General features: G+C 64.1%; 17 protein-coding genes and 3 pseudogenes. 14 read left to right on the top strand and 6 right to left on the bottom strand.

The features are described 5' to 3' along the window. The first annotated feature begins 147 nt into the window (after positions 1-147). Positions 148-1521 carry an MBL fold metallo-hydrolase gene (locus ACQY5A_RS02715; protein WP_428338828.1) on the top strand — a complete coding sequence of 458 codons (1374 nt, stop codon included), beginning with the start codon at positions 148-150 and terminating at the stop codon, positions 1519-1521. Here ACQY5A_RS02715 and cysE read toward each other — a convergent pair. The 3 genes from cysE to ACQY5A_RS02700 are packed head-to-tail and all read right to left on the bottom strand — an operon-like array spanning position 1518 to position 3574. Then, the gene (cysE, locus tag ACQY5A_RS02710; RefSeq protein ID WP_428338827.1) at positions 1518-2198 is read right to left on the bottom strand and encodes a serine O-acetyltransferase; all 681 of its coding nucleotides are present in this window, start codon (positions 2196-2198) and stop codon (positions 1518-1520) included. The two genes, ACQY5A_RS02715 and cysE, sit on opposite strands and share 4 nt — an antisense overlap. Positions 2199-2200: 2 nt before the next feature. Then, positions 2201-3133, bottom strand: coding sequence for a cysteine synthase A (gene cysK, locus ACQY5A_RS02705; protein ID WP_428338826.1), 933 nt, complete (start codon positions 3131-3133; stop codon positions 2201-2203). A gap of 54 nt (positions 3134-3187) precedes the next feature. Beyond that, on the bottom strand, positions 3188-3574 hold the full coding sequence (locus ACQY5A_RS02700) for a hypothetical protein (protein WP_428338825.1): 387 nt from the start codon (positions 3572-3574) through the stop codon (positions 3188-3190). A gap of 997 nt (positions 3575-4571) precedes the next feature. Here ACQY5A_RS02700 and ACQY5A_RS02695 point away from each other — a divergent pair. From ACQY5A_RS02695 to ACQY5A_RS02635, 13 genes and pseudogenes are all read left to right on the top strand, one after another. Next, a complete protein-coding gene (locus ACQY5A_RS02695) occupies positions 4572-5282 on the top strand; it encodes an MlaE family ABC transporter permease (RefSeq protein ID WP_428338837.1) in 711 nt (236 codons plus the stop codon). Between the two features lie 59 nt (positions 5283-5341). Further along, a pseudogene (locus tag ACQY5A_RS02690) lies at positions 5342-6167 on the top strand (ABC transporter permease). A gap of 4 nt (positions 6168-6171) precedes the next feature. Continuing rightward, positions 6172-7524 (top strand): MCE family protein, encoded by a 1353-nt coding sequence (locus tag ACQY5A_RS02685; RefSeq protein ID WP_428338824.1) that lies wholly within the window; start codon positions 6172-6174, stop codon positions 7522-7524. Between the two features lie 32 nt (positions 7525-7556). After that, the gene (locus ACQY5A_RS02680) at positions 7557-8585 is read left to right on the top strand and encodes an MCE family protein (RefSeq protein ID WP_428338823.1); all 1029 of its coding nucleotides are present in this window, start codon (positions 7557-7559) and stop codon (positions 8583-8585) included. 47 nt (positions 8586-8632) lie between these two features. Beyond that, positions 8633-9954: pseudogene (locus ACQY5A_RS02675) on the top strand (MCE family protein). Beyond that, on the top strand, positions 9954-11360 hold the full coding sequence (locus tag ACQY5A_RS02670; RefSeq protein ID WP_428338822.1) for an MCE family protein: 1407 nt from the start codon (positions 9954-9956) through the stop codon (positions 11358-11360). Before ACQY5A_RS02675 ends, ACQY5A_RS02670 begins: the two are co-directional and overlap by 1 nt. After that, entirely contained in the window at positions 11357-12481 is a 1125-nt protein-coding gene (locus tag ACQY5A_RS02665; RefSeq protein WP_428338821.1) for an MCE family protein, read from the top strand. The genes ACQY5A_RS02670 and ACQY5A_RS02665 overlap by 4 nt, the downstream gene beginning before the upstream one ends. A 1-nt stretch (position 12482) precedes the next feature. Further along, on the top strand, positions 12483-13991 hold the full coding sequence (locus ACQY5A_RS02660; RefSeq protein ID WP_428338820.1) for an MCE family protein: 1509 nt from the start codon (positions 12483-12485) through the stop codon (positions 13989-13991). Next, positions 13949-14578, top strand: a complete 630-nt coding sequence (locus tag ACQY5A_RS02655; protein ID WP_428338819.1) for a hypothetical protein — start codon at positions 13949-13951, stop codon at positions 14576-14578. Before ACQY5A_RS02660 ends, ACQY5A_RS02655 begins: the two co-directional genes overlap by 43 nt. Further along, the gene (locus tag ACQY5A_RS02650; RefSeq protein ID WP_428338818.1) at positions 14575-15267 is read left to right on the top strand and encodes a hypothetical protein; all 693 of its coding nucleotides are present in this window, start codon (positions 14575-14577) and stop codon (positions 15265-15267) included. The genes ACQY5A_RS02655 and ACQY5A_RS02650 overlap by 4 nt, the downstream gene beginning before the upstream one ends. Before the next feature lie 11 nt (positions 15268-15278). Further along, on the top strand, positions 15279-16181 hold the full coding sequence (locus tag ACQY5A_RS02645) for an alpha/beta hydrolase-fold protein (protein ID WP_428338817.1): 903 nt from the start codon (positions 15279-15281) through the stop codon (positions 16179-16181). 21 nt (positions 16182-16202) lie between these two features. Then, a complete protein-coding gene (locus tag ACQY5A_RS02640; protein ID WP_428338816.1) occupies positions 16203-16715 on the top strand; it encodes a CAP domain-containing protein in 513 nt (170 codons plus the stop codon). Beyond that, a complete protein-coding gene (locus ACQY5A_RS02635; RefSeq protein ID WP_428338815.1) occupies positions 16712-17074 on the top strand; it encodes a DUF732 domain-containing protein in 363 nt (120 codons plus the stop codon). The genes ACQY5A_RS02640 and ACQY5A_RS02635 overlap by 4 nt, the downstream gene beginning before the upstream one ends. 4 nt (positions 17075-17078) lie before the next feature. Here the strand turns inward: ACQY5A_RS02635 and ACQY5A_RS02630 are convergent. The 3 genes and pseudogenes from ACQY5A_RS02630 to ACQY5A_RS02620 all read right to left on the bottom strand — a co-directional run. Continuing rightward, positions 17079-17210 (bottom strand): annotated as a pseudogene (locus tag ACQY5A_RS02630) (hypothetical protein); the annotation flags it as partial. Between the two features lie 25 nt (positions 17211-17235). Then, complete coding sequence (locus tag ACQY5A_RS02625; RefSeq protein ID WP_428338814.1) at positions 17236-17817, bottom strand: rhodanese-like domain-containing protein; 582 nt, start codon at positions 17815-17817, stop codon at positions 17236-17238. 65 nt (positions 17818-17882) lie between these two features. Continuing rightward, entirely contained in the window at positions 17883-19871 is a 1989-nt protein-coding gene (locus ACQY5A_RS02620; RefSeq protein ID WP_428338813.1) for an acyl-CoA dehydrogenase, read from the bottom strand. Positions 19872-19914 lie beyond the last annotated feature (43 nt).

Here is a 19914-nt window from a genome sequence, read left to right as displayed (position 1 = left end):
GCGCCTATACCCGGCGGCAGGCCCGCTAAATCGCGATCACGGCGACGGGAATCGGCGCGGCGCGACTACCGACGCACGCAGCGAGGCTTCAAAAGATGCGCAACAGTGGTGGCAAGGCGACGTCTTGACGGCCCCGGGGAGGCGAAATTGATCTTCACGCAGCACTACTTGGATTGCTTGTCGCAGGGGTCCTATCTCATCGGTGATGAGACCACCGGACGGGCGGTTGTCGTCGACCCGCGGCGTGACATTGATGTCTATCTGACCGAAGCTGCCGAATACGGGCTGAAAATCGAGCGGGTCATCGAGACGCATATTCACGCCGATTTCCTCACCGGCCACCTGGAGTTGGCGGCCGCCACCGGGGCGCAGATCAGCTACAGCGAAGAAGCAGAACTGAAATTTCCGGTGGATTCATTGCATGATGGACAGCGAATCTCGTTGGGCGATGTGACATTAGACATCCTCGCGACACCGGGCCACACCCCGGAGTCGATCTCCATCGTGGTCTACGAGCGCCCCGACGACGAGGTGCCCTACGGCGTCCTCACCGGCGACACCTTGTTCGTCGGCGATGTGGGACGGCCGGACCTGCTGTCCGGCGAAGGCCTGTCCTCGGAGGAGTTGGCGCGTTCGCTGTACAACTCGCTGCACGAGAAGCTGTTGAAGCTGCCCGACGCCACTCGCGTCTTCCCGGCGCACGGCGCCGGTTCGGCATGCGGCAAGCAGATGTCCAGCGAGACCAGTTCGACGATTGGTGACCAGCGGCGCGACAACTATGCACTGCATTTTTCCGACCTCGATGAGTTCATTGCGTCGATCACCGAGGGTCAGTCGCCGCAACCGCACTATTTCGAGTTCGACTCGGTGCGCAACCGCGAGCAGCGCCCCTTGTTCGACGACAGAGCGCCGCCCTTGCTGAGCATCGACGAGGTGCGCAGGTACGCGGCGGTGGGGGCGATCCTGCTGGATGCCCGGGACCCGGCCGAATACGCCCGCGGCCACCTGCGAGGTGCCGTTAATGTTGGGCTGGAAGGCCGGTTCGCCGAAAGCGCAGGACAAGTCTTCCCGCCCGATCGCGATATCGTCCTCGTTGGTGATGCCGGGATCTCGCTGGAGTCCAAGACCCGTCTTGCCCGAGTCGGGTTGGACCGCGTCGTCGGCCAATTAGACGACCTGGCAGCCGTTTTCACGCGGCACCCGGACCTCGTCGAGACCGCGGCGCGCTTCACGCCGGAGCAGCTGGCCGAATTGCTCCGCGACGAACCCGGTCTGCAGGTTGTCGACGTGCGCAACCCGGGGGAGACCGAGGACGGCGTCGTCCCTGGGGCGCAAGAGATTCCCTTGCCGACCCTGACTGACTCGTTCGAAAGCCTGGACCCCGCAGCGCCGGTGGTCACCTACTGCGCCAGCGGTTACCGGTCGCTGGTGGCCGCAAGTGTGCTTCGCGCCGCGGGCTTTGAAAGCGTGGGGGACCTGCTCGGTGGGTATGGCGCCTGGGGAGAGTCGGGCGCAGCCTAGATCGAGAAGTCCTCGCCGTGCCACACGCCGGCTTCCGGTGGCCGGATGACCCGGTCGGTCTGCGGCGTGTGCGCTTGGTCTTCGAGCCTGGCGACCCGGGTGAGCAGGGAATGCAGGCTTATTCCGACCAGGTCGGGCACCAAGGCGTCGCTGCCGCTGGAGCCGTGGTGGCTGATGGCCTGTCCGGGAACTCCGACGACCACGGCGCTATTCGGAACCTCCTTGACGACAACGGAATTGGCCCCAATTCGGCTGTCGTCACCGATGTTGATCGCGCCGAGGACTTTCGCGCCGGCGCCGATGATGACCCGGTCTCCGATCGTCGGATGACGCTTGCCGGTCTGTGCGCCGGTTCCGCCGAGCGTGACGCCATGGAAAATGGTGACGTCGTCGCCCACCTCGGCGGTCTCGCCGATCACCACCCCGGTGGCGTGGTCGATGAACAGGCCCTTGCCGATGATCGCGCCCGGATGGATGTCGACTCCGGTCAGGATTCGGGTGATCTCACCCAACGTGCGCGCGGCCACTTTCGCGCCGCGTTCCCACAACCAGTGGCTCACCCGGTGCCCCCAAATGGCATGTACTCCGGGGTAGGCGAACACGACTTGCAGCGTGCTAGGAACGGCGGGGTCGCGGTCTTTGGCCGCTTGGATGTCCCCCCGAATCGCGGTGAGCATGGCTAGTCCGCCAGATCGGAAAACAGGACGGTACTCAGATACCGCTCACCGGATGACGGCAGTACCACGACGATGCTCTTGCCCTTGTTCTCGGGCCGACGAGCCACCTCCAACGCCGCGACAACCGCTGCGCCCGAAGAGATCCCGACCAGCAGACCCTCTTCGGTGGCGAGGCGCCGGGCCATGGTGAGCGCGTGCTCGTTGCCGACGGTGATGATCTCATCGACGACGTCTTCGTCGTAGACCGGCGGGACGAATCCGGCGCCGATGCCCTGAATGGGGTGCGGCCCCTTCTGCCCGCCGGACAGCACCGGCGACGCGGCCGGCTCGACGGCGATCACCTGCACGTCTGGATTGCGTTCCTTGAGTACCTGTCCGACCCCGGTGATGGTGCCGCCGGTGCCGACGCCCGCGATGAAGAAGTCGATCTTGCCGTCCGTCTGCTTCCACACCTCTTCGGCCGTGGTGGCGCGGTGGACGGCCGGGTTCGCCGGATTCTCGAACTGCTGCGGGACGAAGTAGCGCTGTTCGCTCTTGGCCAGCTCCTCAGCCTTGGCGATCGCGCCCGGCATACCGTCTTTCCCCGGCGTCAGAACGAGCTCGGCGCCGTACGCGCGCAACAACACTCGGCGCTCGATGCTCATGGTGTCCGGCATCGTCAGGACAAGCTTGTAGCCACGAGCCGCTGCGACCATCGCCAGCGCGATACCGGTGTTCCCGCTCGTCGGCTCGAGGATGATGGTGTCCGGCTTGATCAATCCCGCTTCTTCGGCGGCATCGAGCATCGCAACCCCGATGCGATCCTTGACGCTGCCTCCGGGATTGAAGTACTCCAGCTTGGCGACCACATCGGCCACCGCACCCTCGGTTACGCGGTGCAGGCGCACCAGTGGCGTGTTTCCGACCAGCTGTGTGACGTCTTCGGCAATGCTCATCTACGATTCGCTCCCAGGGTCGCGGATCAAAATTCGTTGTGCTCCCAACTTATGTCAAACTCTATGGCGGTCTCGGCGGGGATGGCTAGCGCGACGGGGGTAAACCGTTGTGCCGTGGGATCCAACGCCACATCTGTCAGGCTCGACCGATTCGATCGCGAATCCGTCCGCGTCGCCGAGGCGGTGTCGGTCCGAGGCCTCGATCGTCAACGGGGCAGTGGCCCGGAACGTGCCGACCAGTTCGGCGTCGGCGACCGCTTCGGCGTCGATGAGTGCTGGCTTGGCTTTGCCGTCGGTGAAGAAGACTTTTTCCACGGTGTGCAAATCAGTGCCGCCGCGGTCGCGGGTCAGGCGCGACAGTTCCGTGGCCGAACGGACCAAAACGCGGCCGTCAGTCGCTACCGGCGTGGCCGTGCCGTGGTTCGAGAACAGAATCGTCACTGTTGTTGAGCTTCCTGAAAGACTGTGAAGCGGTGCGCATTTCGATTCCTCCGGCCATGCGGAGATAGTCGCCCTGAGGCGGGGAAGCGCGAAGATTTTCTACAGCGTCAAAAGGGCGTCAGGAAATCAACCACAACAACAGCAACGACGTATCACGGCGAGGCAGCGCGAGGGAACGAGACGCGGCTGTGCAGCGTGTTGCATATCGCCACTATAGGGCACGATTTGATGCGGGCACTTGGACCGCAAAGCTTGCAACCCCGCCGGGATAAAAATCACGCCGAGTTTTATGCTTGGCCCGCCTCGGTGCGGGTCATCACTGCGCGCAACCCGCTCTGCGGCGACGGGGACTGGAGGCGACGGTTCGCCCGTCGACGTCTTCCTCAAGGCGGTGCGGCGCATCGCGGAGGGCGCACGAACGTCTGCTGAGTTGTTCCCACGAGCCCGGCACACGGTAGCCAAGCCGCTGCCGGGCCTGTTGGCGTGCCAGGCATCTGTCCAGCTCAGCGGCTGATTCCGACTCGTCGACGGCTCCGGCGCAGATATTTTCTTGCTGAGTACAACCCTCCCGCACGCCTCGACGCATCCGTAACTTTTCGACGTGTTCTATGCGTGCAGTCGGCCTGCGGCGTCGCCGTCGTGTTCATGTACGCGGGTGCACCCGCTGACCGCAGGGTGACCGAAACTTCCCGCAGGCAGAGGAGCGCGATGAGTCGCATCGAGAGCCAGAAGGGCGAGCAAACTCGTTGAACGCCGCAATCACCGCAAGTTCAATGGTTGACGACAGCGAATCGCTCCTGCTCAGCATCCCGTTTCCAATCCGTCGGACGCATCGGCCGAGCTACCGGTGCACGCGACCCGAGCAAACTGGAACGTGGTCTTGGTCACGTCGTCGTCGGCGGATCGGGTAGACCGGGTGTCTGAAAAATCCGGTGGGTCGGCCCTGTCGCGGGTCGAGTGGTCGAAGCCGGCCAGTGCGGTCGGCGACTTCGTCGTCATGGCGGGCGAAACGTTTTCTGCTGTCTTTCGCCGACCTTTCGCGCTGCGTGAACTGATCGACCAGATCTGGTTCGTCGCGCGAGTGTCGATTGTGCCGACTTTGGTGCTGTCCGTTCCGTACACCGTTTTGATCGTCTTCACGCTGAACATCGTGTTGATCGAGGTCGGCGCCGGTGACCTATCGGGCGCCGGTGCGGCGCTGGCGTCGATCACCCAGGTCGGGCCGGTGGTCACCGCGATCGTGGTGTCCGGCGCCGGGGCCACCGCGATTTGCGCGGATCTGGGCGCCCGAACGATTCGTGAAGAGATCGACGCGATGAAGGTCATCGGGATCAATCCGATTCAGGCTCTGGTAGTGCCCCGGGTGATCGCCGCGACATTTGTTGCGCTGCTGCTGTATTCGGCGGTCGCGGTCGTCGGCCTGACCGGCAGCTACTTCTTCGTGGTGTATGTCCAACACGTCACGCCGGGAGCGTTCATCTTCGGAATGACCATCCTGACCGGCCTTCCTCAGGTGATCGTGTCGCTGGTCAAAGCGCTGCTGTTCGGGCTTTCGGCAGGTCTGATCGCGTGCTACAAGGGCTTGTCCGTCGGCGGCGGTGCGACCGGGGTAGGCAACGCGGTCAACGAGACCGTGGTGTTTGCATTCATGGCGCTGTTTTTGATCAACATCCTGGCTACCGCGTTCGGTGTGAAGGTGTCGCCGTGACGGATAAGTACCAGCAGCGGGCAGGCGGAGGCACGACGACCGACGAAGACGAGACCTATATCCCGGGTCGCGATTTCCTGAATGGCGTGATCGAGGCTGTCCGGACCCTGGGCGAGCAGACGGCGTTCATCGGCAACGCGCTCGGCTCCACCGTCGATGCGGTGCGCCGGTATCCGGGCGAAGTCCTACGTCTGATCGCTGTCCTTGGGGATGGGGACCGGGGCACTCGCGGTGATCGGCGGCACGGTGGTGATCGTCGGATTTCTGACGCTGACCACCGGCGCGCTGATCGCCGTGCAGGGCTACAACACACTGTCCAACGTTGGAATCGAGGCTCTTACCGGGTTTTTGGGCGCGTTTCTCAACGTCCGGTTCATCGTGCCGGCAACCGCAGGGGTGGCGCTGGCCGCCACCATCGGTGCCGGCGCCACCGCGCAACTCGGGGCCATGCGCATCAACGAGGAGATCGACGCGTTGGAGGCGATGGCCATCCGCCCGGTCACGTACCTGGCGTCCACGCGCATCGTGGCCGGCGTCGTAGCGGTCATCCCGATCTACACCACCGCGATGCTGATGGGGTTTCTGGCGACCCGGTTCGGCACGACGATCGTCTACGGGCAATCGCGCGGTGTCTACGACCACTATTTCTCGTCCTTCCTGCACCCGACCGATCTGCTCTGGTCGTTCGTCGAGGCGCTGTCGATGGCGGCCGCGGTGATGGCCATCCACACGTATTACGGCTACAACGCGACCGGGGGGCCGGCGGGCGTCGGCGAAGCGGTGGGTCGTGCCGTTCGGTCTTCGATCACCGCCGGGGTTTTCATTCTCTTGACGATCACACTGTCCGTGTACGGGCAGTCCGGCAATTTCCATTTGTCGGGGTGATCGGATGAGCCAGGAAACCCGGCGGCGCCGGGGGATCGACCCTATTTGGTGGGCACCGTTACTCGTGCTGGTGGTCGTCGTGGTCAGCACGCTGACCGCGATGGCGTTCGAAGGGACCCTGACGACGACCGTGCCGCTGACCGTGATCTCTGACCGGGCCGGCTTGGTCATGGAAGACGACGCGAAGGTGAAGCTACGCGGGGTGCAGATCGGTGAAGTGGCGAAAGTCGAGTCCTACGCCGACGCGGCCGGCACGAACTTGTCGAAGCTGAAGCTCAAGATCTATCCGAACGAGTTTCGCTTCCTGCCGAGCAACGTCGAAGCGGAGATCAAGTCCAGCACCGCGTTCGGCGCCAAGTACGTCGACCTGATCGTGCCCGCATTAGGCGTCAGCCATCGTGAATTGGCCAAAGGTGCTGTGCTGCATAGCCGCAATACGACCGTCGAGGTCAACACGGTCTTCGAGAACTTGCAGTCGATCGTGCACGCGATCGACCCGGCGAAGCTGAACGGGGTGTTGTCGGCGTTGGCCGATGGCTTCCGTGGCAAAGGTGACCGGATCGGCGAGGCGATCAGCGGAGGCAACCAATTTCTCGTTGCGGTGAACCCAAAACAAGCGACCATCCTTAAGGATTGGCAGCTGTTCGGTAAGACCGCCGCCACCTATTCGGTTGCGGCGCAGGATATTTTGTCAACGCTTGATTCTTTTACAACGACGAGCGTCACGATCACCAAGAACAAAAAAGCACTCAACGAACTGTTGTTGGATGCTATCGGCTTCTCGAACGCCGGCATCAACACGATCGGCCGCAATGAGCAGAACCTGGTCAGCGCAATCAATCTGGTGGCGCCGACCTTCGAGTTGCTGGGCAAGTACTCACCGACCTACAAGTGCACCTTCGAGGGCGCGGTGTGGTACCTCGAAAACGGTGGTCGAGCCGCCATGGGGGGCAACGGGAAATCGCTCAACATCGACGGTGGGCTGCTCTTCGGCGACGACCCGTACCGCTATCCGGACAACTTGCCGCGCGTGCAAGCCAAGGGTGGTCCTGGGGGCCGGCCGAGTTGTGGTTCGTTGCCTGATGCGAGTGCGAATTTCCCGGTGAAGTATCTGGTCACCGACACCGGATTCGGTACGGGACTAGATATTCGGCCTAACACCGGGATCGGGTTCCCCGGCTACGTCAACTACTTCCCGGTCACCAAGGGAACTCCGCAGCCGCCGCTGATTCGCTACCCTGGCGGTCCGGCGCCGGGCCTGCCGCCGGCCTACCCCGGCCAACCGCCGTACGGTGCGCCGGACTATGCCGGGGCTGCGACGCCGCCGCTGCCACCCGCACCACCTCCATCGCCCTGAGTTTCACCGACCTCGAAAAGTAAGGAGCTGCAATGAGAACCGACGCCGGCGCTATCGCGCGTGTGGTGGCGTTCACCGTTGTCTCTCTTGCTTTCGTCTTCATATTGGTGACGGTCTTCGGGCAGTTCCGGTTCGACTCGCGGACGTCATACAGCGCGGTGTTCTCGAACGTGTCGGGGCTCAAGGGCGGCAATTTCGTCCGCATTGCCGGCGTCGAGGTGGGCAAGGTCAGCGACCTCAAGCTCGAGAAGGACGGCACGGTCCACGTCAACTTCGCGATCGACAAAGGGCTGAGGCTCACCGAAGGCACCAAAGCGTCGGTGCGTTACGAAAACCTGATCGGCGACCGGTATCTCGCGCTCGAGGACGGGCCCGGTCCGCCCAGGAAATTGCCGCAGAACGCCACCATCCCGTTGGCCCGAACGTCGCCGGCCCTCGATGTCGACGCTCTCATCGGCGGGTTCCGGCCGCTGTTTCGCGCGTTGGATCCCGACCAGGTCAACGCGCTGTCCGGCCAACTGCTGAGGGTGTTTCAGGGTGAGGGCGCCACCATCTCGTCGGTGCTCGGCGAGACGTCCGCGCTGACCACCACGCTGGCCAACCGCGACAAGCTGATCGGTGATGTGATCACCAACCTGAACGTCGTGCTGCACACCTTCGGCACCCGTGACAAACAGTTCTCCGACGGCCTGGACAAGCTCTCGTCATTGGTCGGGGCGCTGTCGGAACGCAAGACCGACATCACCAAGGACGTGGCCTACATCAATGCCGCGACCGGTTCGGTCGCCGATTTGTTGACCCAAGCGCGACAACCGATCAAAGACACCGTGGTGCAAACGGATCGGGTTTCGGGACAGATCGAGTCCGATCACAACTACTTCGACGACCTCGTCAGGACACTTCCCGACGTCTATCAGGTGTTGTCCCGCCAGGGTCTGTACGGCGACTACTTCGGCTTCTATATCTGCGACGTGATCATCAAGCTCAACGGCAGAAACGGACAACCCACGTTCGTCAAGCTGGTGAGTCAGGTAACCGGGCGGTGCTTGCCGAAAAAATGACCTCGATCAAAGACCGCTTCACAGCTCTCAACACCAAACGGCGCAACATCAAGCCGCTTGCCGACCGCAACCGGGTCACGGTCGGCCTGGTGGGCATCGGCATCGTCATCGCACTGGTCGCCGCTGTCTTCTCCTACGAGAAAATCCCATTCCTCACTGGAAAGTCCGGCTATTCCGCGTATTTCAGCGAGGCGGGCGGGATCAAACCGGACAGTGACGTGCGAGTGTCCGGACTGTCGGTCGGCAGGGTGACCAGCGTGAAACTGGACGGGGCCAAGGTGCTGGTCACATTCACCGTCGACGACGACGTCGCACTGGGCAACCGTACCGAAGCGTCGATCAAGACCGAGACCGTGCTCGGCACCAAGATGCTAGAGGTGACTCCGCGCGGAGACGGCACGCTGCGGGGCCCGATCCCGGTCGAGCGCACTCGGTCGCCTTACGACCTGCCGGATGCCTTGGGCGACTTGACCAGCACCATCAGCGCGCTGGACACCGCCAAGCTTTCTTCGGCGCTGACGACGTTGGCGAACACCTTCAAAGACACCCCACCTGATTTGAAAGCCGCACTCGAGGGTGTCGCGCAGTTCTCCAGCACGCTGGACAACCGTGACGCGAAACTGCGCAGCCTGCTGACCAATGCAAACAAGGTCACCGGGGTGCTGGGCAAGCGCAGCGACCAGATCGCCAACCTGGTCATCAACGCGAATGCCTTGTTGGCGAGCTTCTGACGCAACGCAATGCGGTCGACGCGCTGATGACCAACGTCGGCGCCGCGACACGCGAGATCTCGGCCGTCATCGGAGACAACCGGACGCAGCTCAAGCCCGCCCTGGACAAACTCAACGCCGTGCTCGGGGTCTTGGACGACCGCAAAAAGGAACTGCAGCGCACTCTGTATCTGATCCCGAAGTACGCGATGTCGTTCGGTGAGGTGTTGGGGTCGGGACCGTTCTTCAAAGCCTCGCTGCCGAACCTGACACTGGGACAATTCGCGCAGCCGTTCACCGACGCGGCGTTCTCCGATCTGGGGCTGGACCCCAATGTGCTGCTGCCGTCGCAACTTGTCGATCCGGGCAACGGCCAGCCCGGCCTGCCGTTGCTGCCGCTGCCGTACCCGCGCACCGGACAAGGCGGCGAGCCGCGACGGAACATCCCGGATGCCATCACCGGCAACCCAGGAGATCAGCCGTGCAGTGTGCCCGGCAGGCCGGGAGCTCCCGGTTGCTACCCGTACCGCCAGCCGCCGGCGGCGCCGCCGCCAGGTGGGCCGCCGCCCGGCCCGCCGGCGGATCTTCAGCCGCCACCCAAGCAGACGCCGGTGTACCAGCCGGCGCCCAATGAAGTGCCGGCGAACGGGGGTCGCTGATGGCATCCGCGAAAGCCCTTTCAGGACTTGGTAACCCGATCAAGAGCGCCGAAGCGTGGATCGACAACCATCGACGCGCCACCAAAATCGGCACGGGGATCAGCCTGGTGCTGATCCTGGCCGTCGGTATCAGCATGATGGTCACGCCGTGGTGGAAGCAGGTGAACCGCAACACTTACATCGCGTACTTCCCGAACACCAACGGTGTCTACATCGGCGACGAGATCCGCATTCTGGGCGTCGCGGTCGGAACGATCGAGAAGATCGAGCCGCAGCCCAACGCAGCGAAGGTCACGTTCACCGTCGACTCGGAGTACCCGGTTCCCGCCGATGTGCGCGCCGCGATCCTGTCGCCGTCACTGGTGTCGTCGCGGGCGATTCAACTTGTCCCGGTCTACTCCGGCGGGCCGAAACTTGCTGACGGCGCAACCATTCCGCAGGAAAGGACCGCGGTACCCGTCGAATGGGACGACCTGCGTAAGCAGTTGGAGAAGCTGACCGAGTCCCTGCAGCCGACGACCGAGGGCGGGACGAGCGCGCTGGGGCAGTTCGTCAACACGTCAGCGGCGAACCTGCGCGGTGAGGGTGACACCGCGCGCGACACCGTCATCAAGCTCTCGCAGGCGGTGTCGGCGCTGGGGGACCACAGCACCGACATCTTCAGCACGCTGCGCAACCTGGAGACGTTCGTCTCGGCGCTGACGTCGAGCAGTGAGTTGCTGGCGTCGTTCAACAGGAACCTGGCCACCATCACCACGGTGATGAGCAATACCCCGAACGAGTGGGGCCAGGCCATTGCGGGACTGGACGGCGCGGTCAACGATCTGCGTCCCTTCGTCGCCGAGAACCGCGAGGCCATCGGCACGACGTTCGACCACCTCAACGACATCACCACGGCGCTCAACGACAGCCGCCGCGACATCAAGCAGACCCTGCACGTCGCTCCGAACGTGTTCCAGAACTTCCTGAACATCTATCAACCCGCGCAGAGCGCGGTGACCGGGATTCTGGCCCTGTCGAACTTTGCCGATACCGTCCAATCCATCTGCGGATCAATCGAATCCGACGGGCTTGTCGGGAGGAAACAGTCGGCGCGGCTGTGCGAGCAGTATTTGTCGCCGATCATCAAGAACCGCCAATACAACTACCTGCCAATCGGTCTCAACCCGTTCGTGGGTGCGGCGGCGCGTCCGAACGAGATCACCTACAGCGAGGACAAGCTCAACCCGCACATTCCGCCGCCGGGAGCGCCGGCCGGCCCGGCCCCTGACGCGCCACCTCCGGTCTCGCCGCAGGCACTGCCGGGTGGCGCCGTACCGCCGGCGCCGGTCGCCGTCCGTTCGACCGACCCCCGCGGTGGGCTGCCGGGTCTGATGGTGCCCGTGCCACCGGGAGGTACGCCATGAGGCGCATACTGGCTGCGGCGGTGGCCTTCTCGTGCGTGTCCCTGTTGACGAGTTGTGCAGGGTGGCGGGGCCTCAACTCGCTGCCGCTGCCGGGAACCCAGGGCAACGGTGATGGTGCGTACACCATCCAGGCTCAGCTGCCGGATGTGGTGGTCATTCAGCCCAACACCCGGGTGCGGGTCGCCGACGTCAACATCGGCAACGTCACCAAGATCGAGGTCCAGGACTGGCATGCGCTGGTGACCATGCGGATCAATGGCGGTATCCACCTGCCGGAGAACAGCACCGCCAAGGTCGGCCAGACCAGCCTGCTGGGCTCCATGCACATCGAGTTGGCGCCGCCGAAGGATGAGGCCCCGCGCGGACAACTGCAGAACGGCTCGGTGATTCCGCTGTCCAGGGCGGCGACCTACCCGACCACCGAGCAGACCCTGGCGTCGGTGGCGATTCTGCTCAACGGCGGCGGGCTGGGCCATATTCAAGAGCTCACAAGGACTTTCGCAACGGCGTTGACGGGCCGGGAGAAAGAGATGCGCAGCCTGTTGACCCAGTTGGACATCTTCGTCACCGAGACGAAGAAACAGACCGACGACATCATCACGGCCATCGACAGTGTCAACGCACTCGTCGGCCAAGTCGCGGACAAAGACGCTACAGTCGATAAGGCGCTGACGACGATCCCGCAGGCGCTGGGGGTTCTCTCGGACACGCGCAAGACGCTGGTGGATGCGATCGACAAGTTGGGCCAGTTCAGTGCCGTCGCCGCCTCCACCATCCAGCAGTCCACGAAGTCGCTCGTTGACAACTTCCGCAACCTCGCACCTGCGCTGCGTGAACTAGCCAACGCCGGGCCCGCCCTCACCCGTGGCCTCGACTTCCTCAGCACGCTGCCGTGGGTGAAAAGCACTGTCCCCAATTGGTTTCGGGGCGACTTCGCCAACATCTCGCTCGTCGTCGACCTCACCTTGAGCCGCCTGGACAGCGGTTTTTTCACCGGGTCGAGGTGGGAAGGAAACCTCACCGAACTCGAAATGCAGTGGGGCCGAACCATCGGCCAAATGCCCAGCCCGTACACCGCGGTCAATCCGTTGATCGCGGCCTACCACTGGGGCGGTTACTAGCATGTCGCGCACGAGTTCGCTGCGGCTGTCCCGGGGGGTATGGACCCAGCTGACGATCCTTGCGTCGGTCACCGTACTCTCCATCGGCGTGATGGCTTTCGGCTTCATCAAAGTGCCTGCGCTGCTCGGTGTCGGCAGATACACGGTGAAGGTCGACCTGCCCGCCTCCGGCGGGTTGTATCCGACGTCGGTGGTGAACTACCGCGGCAGCGAGATCGGCAGCGTCAAGTCGGTCGATGTCACCCAGAACGGAGTTCAGGCCGTTCTTTCGCTGAAATCGGACATCGCGATCCCCCGCGACGTGACCGCCGCGGTACACAGCCGCTCGGCGGTCGGGGAGCAATTCCTGGAATTGACACCGCATTCCGGCACCGTGGCTGACACCGGCCCGAAATTGCGGGACGGCGATGTGATCGCGGTCGGCAAGACACAGATTCCGGTCGATATCGGATCGCTGCTGGACACCACCAACAAGGCACTCGCGGCGATCCCGCAGGACAACCTGCACACCGTCGTGGAAGAAGCGTCGAAAGCCGTCGCGGGCCTGGGGCCGGAACTGTCCCGGCTGGTCGACGGCGGCACCGTACTGGCGATCGATGCCGGCCAGACCACCGACTCGTTCTCCCGTCTGATCGACGAATTTCCGCCGGTGGCGAGTTCGCAAGTGCGGACGTCGGATTCGATCGCGACGTGGGCGCGGCGGGTGAACGCGATCACCAGTCAGGTGAAGGTACAAGACGACAAGTTGGCCGACTTGCTCAACACCGCCGGCCCCGCGCTCGACGAAGGCACCGCGCTGTTCGACAGGCTTTCGCCCACACTGCCGGTGCTGCTGGCGAACTTGGTCAGCCTGGGCACTATCACGGTGAATTACCGGAACGACCTCGAACAATTGTTGGTCATGTTCCCGCAGGGGACCGCGGTGATGTCGTCGATCATCGTGCCGGACCGGGTCGCCAAGATGGACTACAAGGGCATCTATCTGGACTTCAACCTAAACCTCAACTCGCCGCCACCGTGTAACGCCGGATTTCTGCCGGTGCAGCAGCAGCGGATCCCGGTGCGCGAGGACTATCCCGACCGCACCAACGGCGAGTTGTACTGCCGTATCCCGCAGAACTCCGATATGAATGTCCGCGGCGTTCGCAACGTTCCCTGCGAGACCAAGCCGGGCAAACGCGCACCGACCGTCGAGATGTGTGAAAGCGACGAGCAGTACGTCCCGCTCAACGACGGCCTGTTCTGGAAGGGCGATCCAAACGCGACGCTGAGCGGCCAGGGCGTGCCGCATTATCCGAAGGGCGGGCCACCGTATTCGCCGGGCGAGCATTGGCATCCGCCCGTTGATCCCGCGGCGCCGAAACCGGTGCTCGCCATTCCCTACGACCCCCTGACCGGGAACTACATCGGGCCCGACGGCCGTCATTACAGCGATTCCGACCTGGGGTCTACACCGAAAGGCAAGACATGGCAGAGCATGATGGTGCCGCCGCGCAAGCCGAATCCGTAACCGCAACGGAGCACGTCGACGTCGAAAGCACGGCCGAGGACATCGAGGCGGCCGAGGCGGAGGTGGCGAAGTCGAAAACCAAAAGGCGCGTGCCGCAGTGGTTGTCGCGTACTCCCGGGCCGATCGCCTTCGGGGTAGCCATCATCGTGGCGTTGCTCGGCGTGGGGGGCTGGCTGGGATTTCGCCTGCACCAAGACGATCAGGTGCAGGCCCAGCGCAACCTGTACGTGCAGGTCGCGCGGCAGACCGCGATCAACCTGACCACGATCAACTACGCCGAGGTCGATGCCGACATCAAGCGGGTCCTGGACTCGGCGACTGGCGGCTTTCACGAGGAGTTCAAGAACCGGTCGCAACCCTTCGTCGAGGTCGTCAAGAAGGTGCAGTCGAAGTCCGAAGGCACCATCGCCGAGGCGGGGCTGCTCTCCTACACCGATGACCAGGCTCAGGTGCTCGTCGCGATATCGGTCAAGACAGCGATGGGGACGGCGCCGGCCGACCCGGAGCCCCGCAGGTGGCGGATGCGTCTCACCGTCGACAAGACTGCCGACGGCGCGAAGGTGTCGAATGTCGAGTTCGTGCCGTGAACAGCCGAACCGCCCTCAATGTGGAGGAGGACATCGAGATGTCTGGTGATGACGACTCGGTCGCCGACGACCTCGCGGATGAGGCGGAAGCCGCAGACGAGGCGGACCGGCTCGACACCGGCGCGGGGGACGACGACGCCGACGACGCGGATGAAGCGACGGACGCTGAGGACGAAGCGGCGGACGCGCCGGAGCGGCCGGGCGCTCCATTCTCCTGGGGCCGGCTACTGATTGCGGCACTTCCCGCGCTGGCGTTGATCCTGGCTCTTGGAGTCGGATATCTGAAATGGCTCGACGGCAGCGCCCGCGAATCCCGCGCCGCCGCAGAACAATCCACCCGAGCCGCCAGTGACAGCACGATCGCGATCCTGTCGTACCAGCCCGAGACCGTGGACCAGCAGTTGAAGTCCGCCGCTGATCGGCTCGCCGAGCCGTTCCGGCAGCAGTACCTCCAGCTCGTCAATGACGTCGTCGCGCCCGGTGCCAAGCAGCAGCACATCTCGGCACTGGCCACTGTGCCTGCGGCGGCATCGGTGCTGGCGACCGGAAAGCACGCTGTGGTACTGGTTTTCGTCGACCAGACCACCACCATCGGCAACGATGCACCCACTCAGAGCACGTCCAGTGTGCGCGTCAGTCTCGACAAGATCGACGGTCGCTGGCTCATCTCGCAGTTCGACCCGGTGTAAGGAAGTCAGGCATGAAAAGTGCGTCGAAGAGTTTCCGGCGGCTGTCTGCGATCGCGCTGACGGTCGGGTGGTGTGCGGCGACGACGATTGCCGGATCGCCGGGTACCACCAAGGCGGCCGGCTTCGAGAACCTGTTGGTGCCGTCGCCATCGATGGGTCGCGACATTCCGGTGGCCTTCCTGGCCGGTGGCCCGCATGCGGCGTACCTGCTCGACGGATTCAACGCCGCGCCGGATGTGAGCAACTGGGCGACGGCCGGAAACGGGTTCAACACCCTTGCCGGTAAAGGTATTTCGGTGGTCGCACCGGCCGGCGGCGCCTACAGCATGTACACCAACTGGGAGCAGGACGGCAGCAAGCAGTGGGACACGTTCCTGTCCACCGAGTTGCCGGACTGGCTGGCCGCCAACAAGGGCCTGGCGCCGGGTGGGCACGGCGTGGTCGGCGTGTCGCAGGGCGGCTATGCGGCTGCGGCGCTGGTGACTTTTCATCCTGACCGGTTCCGTTACGCCGGATCGCTGTCGGGATTTCTCACTCCCGAACGCACCGCCGTGGACGGCACGATCAGGGCTGCCCTCCTGCAAGGCGGCGCCGACAGCGGTGCCATGTGGGGGGCGCCTCAGCTCGGTCGCTGGAAGTGGCATTCGCCGAATCAGAACATCCAGCAGCTGGTCGACAACAACGCCCGGCTCTGGATTTACAGTCCGGGCAGCGCCGCTCCGACCGACCAAGGCGCGATGGCCGGCTTCGGCGACATCTCCCAGGGCACCAACGCGACGTTCTACTCGCATTTCCGAGACGTCGGCGGCACGAACGCGCACTTCGACCTGGGTCGCGGTGGCGGCAACGATTGGCCGACCTGGGGACGGCAGCTCAGCGCGATGTCCGGCGATCTCGCAGCCGACATTCGCTAGCACCTCGAGGAATGAGACACCATGACTTACAAGCGGATTCGCGAACTCGCCCGGATCATCTCGATACCGTTGGCGGTCGGGCTCGCCGCGCCGGTCGCGGTCGTGTCGGCCGCCCCCGGCGTCCCCGGCAACAACGACCGGCTCAACAACGGCATCGTGACCAACATCGACACCGTAAAGTTTCAGGCCGGCTGCACCACGAAGCTGCTGAAGAACCCGCAACTGGAAGCCGCCGCGCAGCGCTACACCGTCGACGTGCTCAACAACCGAAGCCTCGACGCCGACGTCGGCTCCGACGGGTCGTCGGTGGCCGCCCGCGCTCGCGACGCCGGATATCGCGGCACGGTGGCCGAAACGGTGGCGATCAACAACTCGCTGGCGATCAATGACCTTGACGTGATGGGCAATTGGTATTACCGCCCCGACTACATGGCGATCATGTCGAACTGCGCCAACACCCAGATTGGGGTGTGGTCGGAGAACAGCTTTGACCGCAGCGTGCTGGTCGCCGTCTACGGGCAGCCGGATCGATGAGGCGCGGGATGTGGCCGGCCGGTCTGATCGTCGCCGCGGTGTTCACCGGCGTTGCGCCGGCACCACACGCGCACGCCGTTCCGGCGCCCGATATCGAGTTCATCTACGACACCACCGTGCGCAAGCAGTACAGCTTCGCGAACACCGCCGATGCGATCGCCTACGCGCACGGAATGTGCGACAAGATCACCGGTGGGGCCAGCTACGGCCAAGTCATCGGTGATGTGAAAAACGACGTTCAGCCGAACGACGAGTATTCGGCGAACTACCTGATTTCCAACGCAGTCAACATTTACTGCCCGGCCCAGCTATGGCAGCTGCGAAATTCGGCAGGCACGTATGTGCCGCCCCCGCAGTGAACGACTAGCCGTTGTCGGCGTTGCCGAGGTCCGGAGCGTAGGACGGCGGCGGGTAATTGCCCCGCAGCAGCCACGCGAACGACGCAATGCCGTATTCCAGCTCGTCGCTCGCGTCGTAATCGGGGTTGGGATTCATGAGCTAGAGCCTATCTCGTTACGGCTCAGTTGTCGTTTGGCCCGGAGGCCAGCCGGGAGAGGATCGTCTCGATATCCGCTGACGCACCGCGGTTGTACGGCAGCTTCGACAGCGCCGTTCCCATCGCGCAGGTGTTGGAGACCGCGGCATACGTCAGGCCGCCGCCGATGGCCGCGGCCAGCCACTTGAGTCGAGGAATGGCGATGCTGCCGAGCACCGAGGACAGCACGATCGATCCGGCGACCAGACGGACCTGGCGCTCCAGATCCCACCGCTGAACCCCGCGGTTGACCTCGAAGCCGTGGCCTTCCCAGTCGCTGATCCCGTTTTCCAGGACGCTCCCGCCGTCGACGCCGGCCCGCTGGAGAAGCTCCTGCGCTTGGGTCGCACGCTGGCCCGAGCGGCAGACCAGCACAATGCCGTGGCTGTGGTCGAGTCGTTCGGCGACCGTCGGGCCGTGTTCGTTCAGCACATCGAGCGGCACATTGAGGGAGCCGCCGATGTGCGAGGTCTCGAACTCGGCAGGCGTTCGCACGTCGAGGATCCACAGCGGAGCCTCCGCGACGATCAGGTCACGGAGTTCAGTCGAGGTGATTGCAGCCGTCATGACGAGCGAATACCCAACCGGTCCCTAGGCGGGAAAGTTCCGCTCGCCGTGAGTTTTGCTGCGGGTCAAGCTTGCAGCAACGCCGAATCAGTCGCGCCGGTCTCGTCGGATTCGTCATCGACGTCGGCCCCGGGCAGGTTCTCCGGGTGCAGCATGTCGGCGTAACGCAGTGAATCGGGGATGCCGAACCCGTCGACCAGAAGTTGCGCGTGCGGGCGCAGCAGCCGGCACCGGTCGTTGATCCCGCGGGTGACCGCCTTGGCGCGTTCGGTCGACAGGAATCGGTGTTCGACGTACCAGGCCTTATCGTCCTCGATCACCGTCAGCGCGTAGAGGTCGCAGACGAGCCCGAGAACCTCACGCGCCTTGTCGTTTTCGCACGCGTCGATCCCGGCGACGAACGCCTCCAACACCACCCGATCGATGTGGGCGCGCGCAGCGTGCAGCACGTGATCCTGCACCGAATTGAACGCGTCGAAGGCCGACATTTCTTTCGATTTGGCCTGCAGCCGGCGCGCCACCGAGGCGATGATGTATTGCTCCCGGTCCTCGAACATCTGGACCTGGGTGCCTCGGTTGAACAGGCTGCCTTCTTCTTCGTTGTCCTGTCGGGCGTCGATGACGGTCTGGATGATCGTCTCGGCCGCAGTACGCTTCAGCACCCGTTCGCCGGCGAAATTGGCGGCGAAGCGCACCCATTCCACCGGGCTCATACCCTTGATGTCGTCGGCGTAGGCGGTCAGCAACTCCTTGGCGACCAGCTGCGTCAGCACGTGATTGTCACCTTCGAAGGTGGTGAACACGTCGGTGTCGGCGCGCAGGGCGATCAACCGGTTGTCGGCCAGATACCCTGCGCCGCCGCATGCTTCGCGTGCCTCCTGGATGGCGGTGGACGCATGCCAGGTGTTTGCAGCTTTCAGCCCGGCCGCCCGCGCCTCCAACTCCCGTTGCTCCTCGGCATCGGGGGAGTCGGCGGTCTGCAGATCGTGGCATTTGGAGACCAGTTCGTTCTGCGCGAACTGCAACGCATACGACTTCGCAATCAGCGGGAACAGCCGGCGCTGATGCACCAGGTAATCCATGATCAGCACCTCGCCTTCGTCGTCGGGCGCGCTGAACTGCTTGCGCTGCAACGCATATCGGGTCGCGATGTCCAGGGCAACCCGCCCCGCGGCGCCCGCGCTGCCGCCGACGGTCACCCGTCCGCGGATCAGCGTCCCGATCATCGTGAAGAACCGGCGGTTGGGATTCTCGATGTCCGAGGAGTAGGTGCCGTCGGCCGCGACATCGCCGTACTTGTTCAGCAGGTTCACCCGCGGGACGCGAACATGGTCGAACACGATGCGACCGTTGTCGACGCCCGGCAGGCCGCCCTTGTACTGACAGTCCGAGGTTGTCACGCCGGGCAGGTCGTCGCCGTCGTCGTCGCGGATCGGCACCAGGAAGCAGTGCACGCCGTGGTTGACCTGCTGGCCGTCCTCGGTGGTGACGAGCTGGGCGAAAACCGCGGCGATGATGGCGGTTTCGGCGGCACCACCGATGTAGTCCTTGCGCGCGTTCGGTGTCGAGGAGTGGATGACGAACTCTTCGGTCGCAGCGTCGTAGGTCGCGATCGTCTCGAGCGCCTGCACGTCGCTGCCGTGACCGGTCTCGGTCATCGCGAAACAACCGGGCAGCTCGAGGTTGATGATCTTCTTCACGTAGGCCTCGTGGTGGCGCTCCGTACCCAGGTTCTCGACGGCCCCGCCGAACAGGCCCCACTGCACCCCGGCCTTGACCATCAGCGACAGGTCCGACATGGCCAGCATCTCGATCATCGTCACCGCGGCGCCGACGTTGCCGTTACCGCCGTGCTCCTTGCGGAAACCGTCGTCGGCCTCACCGGAGGCGGCCATGATGCTCATCTGCTCGGCGACCTTCGTGCGGGCGATCACCGTGTTCGGTGTGTAGTGCGGACGGAAGATCTCGTCGGAGAGTCGCTCGCGCATCTGGTTCTTCACGTCACGAAAGCGTCCGTCGAGCGAGTTGCGTAAATGTTCCGCAATGGTGGTCATACCCGACGGTAACCGATCAGAATTGTGACGCTGGGAGAACGCG

This window comes from Mycobacterium sp., from assembly GCF_965277065.1.
Taxonomy (GTDB): domain Bacteria; phylum Actinomycetota; class Actinomycetes; order Mycobacteriales; family Mycobacteriaceae; genus Mycobacterium.
This window is presented reverse-complemented; position numbering and strand designations above follow the sequence as displayed.

Excerpts from the sequence above, each read along its gene's own strand:
- cysE (WP_428338827.1), bottom strand. The coding sequence starts at position 2,198 with ATGCTCACCGCGATTCGGGGGGACATCCAAGCGGCCAAAGACCGCGAC.
- cysK (WP_428338826.1), bottom strand. The coding sequence starts at position 3,133 with ATGAGCATTGCCGAAGACGTCACACAGCTGGTCGGAAACACGCCACTG.
- ACQY5A_RS02695 (WP_428338837.1), top strand. The coding sequence starts at position 4,572 with ATGGCGGGCGAAACGTTTTCTGCTGTCTTTCGCCGACCTTTCGCGCTG.
- ACQY5A_RS02685 (WP_428338824.1), top strand. The coding sequence starts at position 6,172 with ATGAGCCAGGAAACCCGGCGGCGCCGGGGGATCGACCCTATTTGGTGG.
- ACQY5A_RS02680 (WP_428338823.1), top strand. The coding sequence starts at position 7,557 with ATGAGAACCGACGCCGGCGCTATCGCGCGTGTGGTGGCGTTCACCGTT.
- ACQY5A_RS02670 (WP_428338822.1), top strand. The coding sequence starts at position 9,954 with ATGGCATCCGCGAAAGCCCTTTCAGGACTTGGTAACCCGATCAAGAGC.
- ACQY5A_RS02665 (WP_428338821.1), top strand. The coding sequence starts at position 11,357 with ATGAGGCGCATACTGGCTGCGGCGGTGGCCTTCTCGTGCGTGTCCCTG.
- ACQY5A_RS02660 (WP_428338820.1), top strand. The coding sequence starts at position 12,483 with ATGTCGCGCACGAGTTCGCTGCGGCTGTCCCGGGGGGTATGGACCCAG.
- ACQY5A_RS02655 (WP_428338819.1), top strand. The coding sequence starts at position 13,949 with ATGGCAGAGCATGATGGTGCCGCCGCGCAAGCCGAATCCGTAACCGCA.
- ACQY5A_RS02645 (WP_428338817.1), top strand. The coding sequence starts at position 15,279 with ATGAAAAGTGCGTCGAAGAGTTTCCGGCGGCTGTCTGCGATCGCGCTG.
- ACQY5A_RS02640 (WP_428338816.1), top strand. The coding sequence starts at position 16,203 with ATGACTTACAAGCGGATTCGCGAACTCGCCCGGATCATCTCGATACCG.
- ACQY5A_RS02635 (WP_428338815.1), top strand. The coding sequence starts at position 16,712 with ATGAGGCGCGGGATGTGGCCGGCCGGTCTGATCGTCGCCGCGGTGTTC.
- ACQY5A_RS02625 (WP_428338814.1), bottom strand. The coding sequence starts at position 17,817 with ATGACGGCTGCAATCACCTCGACTGAACTCCGTGACCTGATCGTCGCG.
- ACQY5A_RS02620 (WP_428338813.1), bottom strand. The coding sequence starts at position 19,871 with ATGACCACCATTGCGGAACATTTACGCAACTCGCTCGACGGACGCTTT.